Raw genomic sequence first — 11797 nt, 5'->3', positions numbered from 1 at the left:
GGGTGCTGGTGGATGTCGAGGGGCATGGTCGTGAGGAGCTGTTCGCGGGCGTGGACGTCTCGCGGACGGTGGGCTGGTTCACCTCGGTGTTCCCGTTGGAACTGCCGGCGGGCGGCGACTGGGACGTGCTGGTCAAGGCGGTCAAGGAGCGGGTCCGTACGGTGCCGGGCCGCGGGATCGGGCACGGAGCCCTGCGCTACCTCGGCGTCTCCGCACAGGAGTTGGGCTCCGCCCGGGCCCAGGTGAGCTTCAACTACCTCGGCCAGTTCGACGGCCAGGGCGGCGCCGGTGACGACTCGCCGTTCCTGGCGACCGGCTTCCTGCAGGACGGCGAGACCAGCCCGCTCGACTCGCACCCCTACGTCCTGGATGTCGTGGGCCGGGTGGTGGACGGTCGGCTGCTGGTGGAGTGGGGCTGGCAGGAGGGCGTGTTCTCCGTTGCGGTGATCGAGAGGTTGTCTGCGGGTTTCGTGGCCGCGTTGGAGGAGTTCGTGGCGCACTGCGGGGTGCCGGGGGCGGGTGGGTTGACGCCGTCGGACTTCCCGCTGTCGGGGCTGGATCAGGCGGGTGTGGACCTGGTGGTCGGAGACGGCCGGGGGGTGGAGGAGGTGTTGCCGCTGTCGCCGATGCAGAGTGGCATGTTGTTCCACTCGCTGGTGGAGGCCGATTCTCCGGCGTACTTCGAGCAGTTGATGTTCACCGCCGATGGTGTGTCGGACGTGGGTGGGTTCGCCGCGTCGTGGCAGCGGGTGGTGGACGAGGTGCAGGCGCTGCGGGTGGGCGTCGTGTGGGAGGGCGTGCCGGAGCCGGTGCAGGTGGTGCGCCGGGGTGTGGTGCTGCCGGTGGAGGTGTTGGACTGGTCCTCGGTGGACGGGGACGGTCAGGCGGTGCGTTGGGACGCTCTGGTGGCGGCCGACCGTGAGCGGGGGCTGGATCTGCGGCAGGTGCCGTTGGCGCGGCTGACGTTGGTGACGGTGGCGCCGGGCCGGGTGCGCGTGCTGTTGACGTTCCATCACATCCTGTTGGACGGGTGGAGTCTGGCGCGGGTGCTGTCGCTGGTGTTCGACGACTTCGCGGCGCGTTCGGCGGGTTCGGCGCTGCCGCTGCTCTCCGGTGGTCGCGGTTTGGCGGCGCAGGTGGGCTGGCTGCGGGGTCGGGACGCGGGGGTGGCGGAGGAGTTCTGGCGCTCCGTGCTGGCCGGGTTCGAGTCCCCGGTGGCGCTGCCGTTCGACCGTCAGGTGGTGCGGGCGGGTCAGTCCCGTTCGACCGGCCGGGTCGGGGTGCGGCTGTCGCAGGAGCTGTCGGAGCGGGTGTTCGGGTTCGCGCGCCGGCATCGGCTGACGGTGAACGCGGTGGTGCAGGGCCTGTGGGCGCTGCTGCTGGCGGGCTGCTCGGGTCGTAGCGACGTGGTGTTCGGGGCGACGACGTCGGGTCGTCCGGTGGAGCTGCCGGGTGCGGACGAGATGATCGGCGTGTTCATCAACTCCCTTCCGGTGCGGGTGGATCTGGACCCGCACCAGGGTGTGGTGGAGTGGCTGCAGGCGCTCCAGGCCGAGCAGGTCGAGGCCCGGCGCTTCGACTACCTCCCGCTCACCCGGATCCAGGCCGTCAGCGAACTGCCCACCGACCAGGCCCTGTTCGACTCGCTCGTGATCTTCGCCAACTACCCGGTCGACACCGACACGGCGGCCGGCCGCGGGCTGCGGATCAGCGAGGTCACCGCGGTCGAGGCGACCAACTACCCGCTCAACCTGGCGGCCTACACCGGCGTCGGGCTCACCCTCGACCTGCTGTACGACCCGGCGATGTTCGACGAGGGCACCGTCGAGGGCCTGCGCGACCAGCTGGTCCGGCACGCCGAGAGCGTCGTCGCCGCCGACGGCTCCACCACCCTGGCCGGGCTCGACCCGCTCGGCGCCGACCAGCGCCACCAGGTCCTCGACGACTGGGGTCGCGGGGCGCCGGCCGAGCCGGACACCACGCTCACCGCGGTCTTCGCCGAGCAGGTGCGCCGCGACCCCGGCCGGATCGCCCTGGTGGTCGGGGACGAGGAGGTCTCGTACGGCGAGCTGGACGTGCGGGCCAACCGGCTCGCCCACCGCCTGATCGAGCTCGGGGTCCGCCCGGACTCCCGGGTCGGGGTGTGCCTGGGGCGGCGCACCGAGCTGTTCGTCGCCCTGCTCGCGGTGCTCAAGGCCGGCGGCGGCTACGTGCCGCTGGACCCGGAGTACCCCGCCGATCGGCTGGCCTTCATGGTGAGCGACTCCGGCGCCGAGCTGGTCATCACCGACGCCGCGAGCGCGAGCGCGCTGCCGGCCGGGGAGGTCCGGCTGCTGCTCGGGGACGACCCGCAGGAGGTGGCCGCCGTCCAGCGCCGGCCGCAGACCGATCCGCAGGTACCCGTCCACCCGGACAGCCTGGCGCACGTGATCTACACCTCCGGCTCCACCGGGCGCCCCAAGGGCGCCGTGATGCCGCACCGGGGCGTGCTGCGGGTCGCCCACGACCCCAAGCTCGCCCTGACCGCCGAGGACGTGGTCGGGCAGCTGGCCACCATCTCCTTCGACGCGGGCACGCTGGAGATCTGGAGCGCCCTGCTGAACGGCGCGGCGCTCGCAGTGAGCCCCAGCCGCAGCATGTCGGCCGCCGAGCTGGGCGCGTTCCTGCACGGGTACCGGGTGTCGGTGGTCTGGATCACCGCCGGGCTGTTCCACGAGATCGTGGACAGCGACGTCCAGGCCCTCGGCGGCCTGCGGCTGGTGATGTCCGGCGGTGACACCCTCTCGCCGGCCCACTGCGTGCGGGTGGTCGAGCAGGTGCCCGGCATCCGGGTGATCAACGGCTACGGGCCGACCGAGGGCACGGTGTTCACCTCGCTGTTCACCGTCAACGGCAACTACTCCGGGAACGGCCCGATGCCGATCGGCACCCCGATCGGCGGCACCCGGGTGTACGTCCTGGACCCGGCCCTGCGGCCGGTGCCCCCGGGCGTAGAGGGCGAGCTGTACGTCGCGGGCCAGGGCCTCGGACGCGGGTACGTCAACCGGCCCGGGATCACGGCCGAACGCTTCCTCGCCGACCCCTTCGCCGCCGACGGCTCGCGGATGTACCGCTCCGGCGACCTGGTGCGCTGGCTTCCGGACGGCAACCTGGACTTCGTCTCCCGGACGGACTTCCAGGTGAAGATCCGCGGCCTGCGGATCGAACTGGGCGAGATCGAGGCGGCCGTGGCCGACTACCCGGGCGTCGCCCAGGCGATGGTGCTGGCCCGCGAGGACGGCCCGGGCGGCAAGTGGCTGGTGGCGTACCTGGTGCCCGAGGCCGGTGCGCCCGCACCGGACCAGGCGCAACTGCGGGAGTTCCTGGCCCGCCGGCTGCCCGCCTACATGGTCCCGGGCGCGCTGGTGGCGCTGGAGGCGTTCCCGCTGACGCCCAACGGCAAGGTGGACCGCCGGGCCCTGCCCGCCCCGGGCACCACGGGCGGCTCGGAGGAGGAGTACCGGGCCCCCGCCACACCCATCGAGGAACTGCTCGCCGACATCTGGGCCCAGGTGCTCAAGACGCCGCGGATCAGCGCCGAGGCGAACTTCTTCGACCTGGGCGGCGACTCGATCCTCAGCATCCAGGTGATCTCCCGGATCCGGGAGACCTTCACCGTCGACCTGTCCGCCCGGACCCTGTTCGAAAACCCCACGGTCGAGGAGCTCGCGACAGCCGTCGAGGCCGCCCTCCTGGCCGCACTGGAACAGCAGGCCGACCAGCCGTAGCGCGGCCACCGCGAGACCGGCGCACGCTCGTGCGCCGGCCCCGCGGGCCCGCCGAACTCGAACCGACGTGCACACACGAAGAGGAGACACCCGATGGACGCGGCACGTGAGCGCCTGATCGAGTCGCTGCCGGAGCACATGCGGGCCGCGATGCGGGCGCGGCTGGCGGAGGGGGGCGGCAAGGACCGGCCGGGCCGGATCGTCCCGGCCGGCCGGGACCGGGCGCTGCCGCTGTCCTTCGCGCAGCAACGGCTCTGGTTCCTGGACGAGTTCGAGCCGGACAGCGCGGAGTACAACACCTGCAGCTCGCTGCGAATCACCGGAGAGCTGGACGTACGGGCGCTGTCGGTGGCGCTGTCCGCCCTGGTGGTGCGGCACGAGGTGCTGCGGACCACCTTCGACGCGGTGGACGGCGAGGCGGTGCAGCTGATCGGCGCGCCGTTCACCGTGCCGGTGCCGGTGGTGGACCTGCCCGGCGCCCCCCACCCGCAGGACCGCGACGACCGGGCCAAGGAACTGCTGCGGGCCGAGGTCGCCCGCCCCTTCGACCTGCGCACCGGACCGCTGCTGCGGGCCCTGCTGGTGCGCCTGGACGAACACGAGCACGTCCTCGCCCTGACGGTCCACCACATCGTCACCGACGGCTGGTCGATGGGCGTCGTGGCCCGCGAGCTGGGGGCCCTGTACGGGGCCGCGCTGGAGGCCGCAGCGGCGCAGCCCGAGGAGATCCTGGCGAAGGCGGGCCTCGCGCCGCTGGCCGTGCAGTACGCGGACTTCGCCGTGTGGCAGCGCGAGCGCCTGGCCGGCGCCGCGCTGGACGAGCAACTGTCGTACTGGTCCGGCAAGCTGGCCGGAGTGCAGGCGCTGGAGCTGCCGACCGACCGGCCCCGCCCGGCGGTGCGCACCTCGGCCGGCGCCCAGTACCTGTGCCGGCTGGACCCGGAGGTGACGGCCGGCCTGACGGCCGCGGCCCGGGCACGGGGCGGCACGCTGTTCATGAGCCTGGTCGCGCTCAGCTCCCTGGTGCTGTCCCGCTGGTCGGGCCAGCAGGACATCGCCCTCGGCACCTCGGTCTCCGGCCGCGAGCGGGCCGAGGTCGAGGACCTGATCGGCTTCTTCGTCAACACCCTGGTCCTGCGCACCGGTGTGGACGAGACCCGCTCCTTCGCCGACCACCTCGGCGCCGTCCGGGAGACCGTCCTGGAGGCGTTCGCGCACGCCGAGGTGCCCTTCGAGCGGGTCGTCGACGCCGTCGTCACCGAACGCGACCTCAGCCGTTCCCCGCTGGCCCAGGTCATGGTCTCGCTGCAGAACACCCCGGCCGAGAAGCTGCGGCTGTCCGGAGTGACCCTGGAGGAGTTCATCTTCTCCCGCGAGCAGTCCCTCTTCGACCTCGACCTCGACTTCTGGGAGCAGGACGGCGGCCTGCTCGCCGCCGTGCAGTACAACCCGGACCTCTTCGACGCCGCCACCGTCGAGCGCCTGTGCGGCCACCTGCGCCTGCTGGCCGGCCGACTGGCGGCCGAGCCGCAACGGCCGATGGCCGAGCTGTCGATGCTCGCCGACACCGAGCTCGACCTGCTGCTGGGCACCTGGTCCGGCACCGCCGACCGGCTCCCGGCCACCACCCTGCCCCAGGAGTTCGAGGCCCAGGCCCGGCTGACCCCGCACCGCACCGCACTGGTCTGCGCGGGCACCCGGCTGGACTTCGCCGAACTGGAGGCCCGGGCCAACCGCCTGGCGCACCACCTGATCGGCCACGCAGTGGGCCCCGAGGCACTGGTGGCCCTCGCCCTGCCGCGCACCGAGGACATGGTGGTGGCCGTCCTCGCGGTCCTCAAGGCCGGCGGCGCCTACGTCCCGGTGGACCTCGAACTGCCCCCCGAGCGCATCGACTTCATGCTCGACGACGCCGCCCCGGCCCTGGTGCTGACGGCCGGCGCAGCCCTCGCCCCGGCCGGGCGCACCGCACTGGACCTCACCGACCCCACAGTGCGGGCGGCCGTCGCCGCACAGCCCGCCACCGCGCCCACCGACGCCGACCGGCTGCGCCCGCTGCACCCGGCCAACCCCGCCTACCTGATCTACACCTCCGGCTCCACCGGCCGCCCCAAGGGCGTTCTGACCACCCATCAGGGCCTGCTCAACCTGTACCGCAACCACCACGACGAGTTCATCCGGCCCGAGCAGGCCCGCGCGGGCGGGCGCACCATGCGGGCCGCGCTGACCGCCGTGTTCTCCTTCGACACCTCGTGGGAGGGCATGCTCTGGATGGTCGCCGGCCACGAGCTGCACCTGATCGACGACGAGACCCGGCGCGACCCCGAGGCGATCGTCGAGTACGTGGCCACCGAACGCGTCGACCTGCTCGACCTGACCCCCACCTACGCCGAGCAGGTCCTGGCCGCCGGGCTCCTGACCGACCCGCGGCACCGCCCGGCGATCCTGATGCTGGGCGGCGAAGGCGTCGGCGAGACGCTCTGGCGCGAACTGCGCGAGGCCGCCGACACCACCGGCTACAACTTCTACGGCCCCACCGAGGCGACCGTGGACACCGTGTGGTGCCGGCTGGAGCAGTCTCCGCGCCCGGTCGTCGGGCGCCCGGTGCACAACACCGGTGTGCGCGTCCTGGACCGCCGGCTGCGGCCGGTGCCGGTCGGCGTGGCCGGCGAACTCCACCTGACCGGGCCCTCGCTGGCCCGCGGCTACCTGCGCCGTCCGGGCCTGAGCGCCGAGCGCTTCGTCGCCGACCCCTACGGCGCCCCCGGCGAGCGCATGTACCGCACCGGAGACCTGGTGCGCTGGAACGCCGACGGGGTGCTGGAGTACCTTGGCCGCGCCGACGACCAGGTGAAGGTCCGCGGCTTCCGCATCGAACTGGGCGAGATCGAGTCCGCGCTCGCCGCCCACCCCGCGGTCGCGCAGGCCGTCGTGGTGGCCCGGGACGGCCGCGCCGGCGGCAAGCAGCTGGTCGGCTACGTGGTGGCCGTGCCGGGCGCACAGGCCCCGGCCACCGCCGAACTGCGCGCCCTGCTGGCCCGCAGCCTGCCCGACTACATGGTGCCCACCGCCGTCGTCGCCCTGGACACCCTGCCGGTGACCAGCAGCGGCAAGGTGGACCGGGCGGCCCTGCCCGCACCGGACCCCTCCGTCGTCCCCGTCCACGAGCGCATCGCCCCGCGCGACGCGGTCGAGGAGGCACTGGCCGGCGTCTGGGTGCAGGTGCTCGGGCTCGACGGGGTCGGGGTCACCGACAACTTCTTCGAGCTTGGCGGCAACTCGATCCTGAGCATCAAGGTCATCTCCCGGCTGCGCCGGCTCTTCGGGATCGAGCTCTCCGCACGCTCGCTCTTCGACCGCCCGACCATCGAGGGCCTCGCCGAACTGGTGACCCAGGGCCGCGCGGCCCGGCACACCGCCCGCATCGTCCCGGTCGGCCGCGACCGGGCACTGCCGCTGTCCTTCGCCCAGCAACGCCTCTGGTTCCTCGACGAGTTCGAGCCCGGCAACGCCGCCTACAACGCCGGCGGAGTGCTGCGGCTGAGCGGCGAACTCGACCTGGGGGCACTGTCGCTGGCCCTGTCCGCGCTGGTGGTCCGGCACGAGGTGCTGCGCACCACCTTCGCCGTCGCCGACGGCGAGGCCGTGCAGGTCGTCGGCGAGCCGTTCACCGTACCGGTGCCGGTGGTCGACGCCGCCGACGACACCGACCGGGTCGAGGAACTGCTGCGCGCCGAGGTGGCCCGCCCCTTCGACCTGCGCACCGGACCGCTGCTGCGGGCCCTGCTGGTGCGCCTGGGCGAGCACGAACACGTCCTCGCCCTGACGCTGCACCACATCGTCACCGACGGCTGGTCCATGGGCGTCATCTCCGGCGAGCTCGGCGCCCTGTACGGCGCCGCACTGGACAGCGACCCGACGGCGCAGCCCGAGCAGGTGCCGGCCAAGGCCGGCCTCGCGCCCCTGGCGGTGCAGTACGCGGACTTCGCGCTCTGGCAGCGCGAGCACCTGGCCGGCGCCGTCCTGGACGAGCAACTGTCCTACTGGTCCGCCAAATTGGCCGGCGTCCAGGCCCTGGAACTGCCCACCGACCGCCCCCGCCCGCCGGTGCGCACCTCGGCCGGCGCCCTGCACACCTTCCGGCTCTCTCCCCGGGCCACCGAAGGCATGGCCCGCACCGCGCAGGAGCACGGCGCGACCCTGTTCATGGCCGTCACCGCCCTCAGCTCGCTGGTGCTCTCCCGCTGGAGCGGCCAGCGCGACCTCACCCTCGGCACCCTCAGCTCCGGACGCGAGCGCGCGGAGGTCGAAGGCCTCATCGGCTTCTTCGTCAACACCCTGGCGCTGCGCACCGACGTGGACGAGACCCGCTCCTTCGCCGAGCACCTCGGCGCCGTGCGCGACACCGTCCTGGAGGCGTTCGCGCACGCCGAAGTGCCCTTCGAGCGGGTCGTCGACGCCGTCGTCACCGAACGCGACCTCAGCCGCTCCCCGCTCGTCCAGGCCCTGGTGGCCTACCAGAACACGCCCTCCGAGCCGATGCGGATGCACGGGCTGGAGCTGTCCGAGCAGCCGTTCGCCCGCGACTTCTCGCTCTTCGACCTCACCCTAAACTTCTGGGAGGAGGACGGCGCGCTGTGCGGCTCGCTGGAGTACAGCACCGACCTCTTCGACCCGCGGACCATGGCCCGACTGGTCGGCCACCTCGAGGAACTGGCCTGCCGGGTCACCGCCGAACCCGCCCGCGCCACGGCCGAACTGCCGCTGCTCACCAAGGCCGAGCAGGAGGAGATCACCGCCCGCCAGTCCGGCCCCGAGCGGACCCTGCCCACCTGCACCGCCCCCGAGCTGTTCGAGGCCCAGGTCCTGCGCACACCCGACGCCCTCGCCGTCGCGGCCGACGACGACGAGCTGAGCTACGCCGAACTCAACGCCCGCGCCAACCGCCTGGCCCGGCACCTGCGCACGCTCGGCGCCGGCCCGGAGACCGTGGTGGCCGTCGCGATGCCCCGCACGGCCGCCCTGCTCACCGCCCTGTACGCCGTGCACAAGGCCGGCGCCGCCTACCTGCCGGTGGACCCGCAGTACCCGGCCGAGCGGATCGCCACCCTGCTGCGCGACGCCCGACCCGTCTGCCTGATCACCGCCACCGACGACGCCCTCCCGGCCGAACTCGCACCCGGCACGGCGCACCTGGCGCTGGACGCGCCCGAGGTCCGAGAGGCTCTGGCCGCCCACGCGGCCGACAACCTCACCGACACCGAGCGCGGCGGGCCGCTGCTCCCGCAGCACCCGGCCTACGTCATCTACACCTCGGGCTCCACCGGCACCCCCAAGGGCGTCGTGGTGCCGCACACCGGCCTGGTGAACTACCTGTACTGGTGCGACCACACCTACCCGGGCATCCGGGGCGGCGCCCTGCTGCACTCCTCAGTCTCCTTCGACCTCACCGTCACCACCCTGTTCGCCCCGCTCGCCTTCGGCGGCACCCTCTACGTCGGCGACCTCGACGAACTCGACCCGAAGCGCTGGCAGGGCCGGCGCCCGGTGCCCACCTTCGTCAAGGCCACCCCCAGCCACCTCCCGCTGCTGGAGGCCCTGCCCGAGGGCGTGCTCCCCGAGGGCGACCTGGTGGTCGGCGGTGAGCAGCTGCTCGGCACCACACTGGCCCACTGGCGGGCCAAGCACCCGGGCGCCGCCGTCGTCAACGAGTACGGTCCCACCGAGGCCACCGTCGGCTGCGTCGTCCACCGCCTGGCACCCGGCGAGGCCGACCAGGACGGCGCCGTCGCCATCGGCACCCCGCTGTGGAACATGCGCGCCTACGTGCTGGACGCCCTGCTGCGCCCGGTGCCCACCAGCGTGGCCGGTGAACTGTACGTCGCCGGCGCCCAGTTGGCCCGCGGCTACCTCGGCCGTCCGGGCCTGAGCGCGGAGCGCTTCGTCGCCGACCCCCACGGCGCGCCCGGCGCGCGGATGTACCGCACCGGCGACCTGGTGCGCCGCGACCGCGACGGCGTCCTGGAATACCTGGGCCGCACCGACGACCAGGTCAAGATCCGCGCCCACCGGATCGAACTGGGCGAGGTGGAAGCGGCGTTGACCGCAGCGCCCGGGGTCGGTCAGGTCTCGGTGGTCGCCGTCGACGGGCCGGGCGGGCTGCGCCTGGCCGCCTACGCCGCGCCCCGCCCGGGCGAGAGCGAGCCGGCCGTGGAGGCGCTGCGCGAGTTCGCGGCCGCGGTACTGCCTGACTACATGGTCCCGGCGCTGTTCACGGTGCTGCCCGAGCTGCCGCTGACCGTCAACGGCAAGGTGGACCGCCGGGCCCTGCCCGACCCGTCCGCCACCGCCCCCGAGCCGGCCGCCGAGAGCCCGCGGGACGAGGCCGAGCGGCTGATCGCCGGCGTCTTCGCCGACCTGCTCGGCCTGGAGCGGGTCGGCGTGACGGACAGCTTCTTCGACCTCGGCGGCGACTCGATCCTGAGCATCCAGCTGGTCGCCCGGCTGCGCCGGGCCGGGCTGACGGTCAGCTCGAAGGACGTCTTCAGGGGCGGCAGCGTCCGCGCCCTGGCCCAGCTGCTGGCCGAGAAGTCGCCCGAGCAGCCGGCCGGATCCGCCGCGGCGCCGGCCCCCGCCACCGGCCCGGCGCCGCTGGCCCCGGTCCAGCAGTGGTTCTTCGAGCGCTACCGCGAGGAGCCCGGCCACTACAACATGTCCGTCCAGCTGGAACTGGCCGAGGACGTGCGGCCCGAGGCGCTCGCGGCGGCGGTGGCCGGTCTGACGGCGCACCACGAGGCACTGCGGATGCGCTTCACCGGCGACGGGGCCGAGCGGCGCCAGCAGCCGGTGGCCCCGGAGCAGGCGGCGCCGCTGGAGCGGGTGGACCTGTCGGCGGTGCCGGCGGACGCCCTGGCGGCCGAGGAGGCCGCCCGGGTCAGGGCCGCGCAGCGCTCACTGGACCTGACGGCCGGCCCGGTCTTCCGGGCGGTGCACCTGGACGGCGGCCCGTCCCGCCCGTCCCGGCTGCTGCTGATCGCGCACCACCTGGTGGTGGACGCGGTGTCCTGGCGGGTCCTGCTGGACGACCTGGCGAGCGCCTACCGGCAGGCGGTGGCGGGCGAGCCCGTCCACCTGGAGCCGGTCGCCACCTCCTACACCGGCTGGGTGAGCGCGCTGCGCGAGCACGTCGCGGGCGGGGCGCTGGAGGACGAGCGCCCGTACTGGGCGCAAATCGCCGCCGGAGAATCCCCGGCAATACCCCTGGATCACGCCGGTGGTAATACGGTATCGTCGGAGGCGGATATTTCGGCCGAATTGGACGAGGCGGAGACCGCGAAACTCCTGCGGACCGCCCCGGGCCAATACCGGGCGCGCACCGAGGAAATTCTGGTGGCGGCGCTCGGGGCGGCCCTGACCGGCTGGTCCGGGGGCTCCGGAATCCTGGTCGATCTGGAGGGGCACGGCCGCGACAGCGAACTCGACGGCTGCGACGTCGCGCGCACCGTCGGCTGGTTCACCACCATCTACCCGGTCCGGCTGCCGGCGCCGGCCACGGCCGACCCGAAGGCCCGGGTGCGGGCCGCGGCGAGCCTGCTGCGGGCCGTCCCGGGGCGCGGCATCGGCCGCGGAGCGCTCGCCCGGTACTCCGAGGCCGGCGACCCGGCCGCCGGGGCGTCGCCCGAGGTGATCTTCAACTACCTCGGGCGGTTCGAGGAAACACCTGGTGGGGGGCGGCAGGACGGCCCGTTCAGGGCCGTGCTGCCGATCGCCGACCAGCAGAGCGAGCGCGGCCGGCGCCCGCACCTGATCGACATCGCCGCCGCGGTGAACGGGAACCGGTTCACGGTCACCTGGCGGTACTCGACCGAACTGCACCGCGCGGAGACCATCGCGAAACTGGCCGAGAGCTTCCTGGCCGAGCTGCGTGACCTGCTGAATCCCGCCCGCTAGTTTCAGACCGCGGTTCAAAAACCGCCGGTTCCAGCGGGTGCGAAAAAGCCTGCCCGGCGGAAATCCCGACCACCGAATGC

Annotated in this window: 2 protein-coding genes; both read left to right on the top strand. The window is 73.6% G+C overall.

Translation table 11 applies throughout. From position 1 onward, the window contains the following. Positions 1 to 3767: amino acid adenylation domain-containing protein (locus ACZ52J_RS26125; RefSeq protein WP_465622215.1), on the top strand; the 3767-nt coding region annotated here is incomplete at its 5' end. Between the two features lie 93 nt (positions 3768 to 3860). Further along, positions 3861 to 11717, top strand: coding sequence for an amino acid adenylation domain-containing protein (locus ACZ52J_RS26120; RefSeq protein ID WP_465622214.1), 7857 nt, complete (start codon positions 3861 to 3863; stop codon positions 11715 to 11717). Positions 11718 to 11797: the final 80 nt, after the last annotated feature.

Source organism: Kitasatospora sp. NPDC034035, assembly GCF_055575755.1.
The sequence above is the reverse complement of the archived record's forward strand: the minus strand, read 5'-3'. Positions and strand labels throughout refer to the sequence as shown.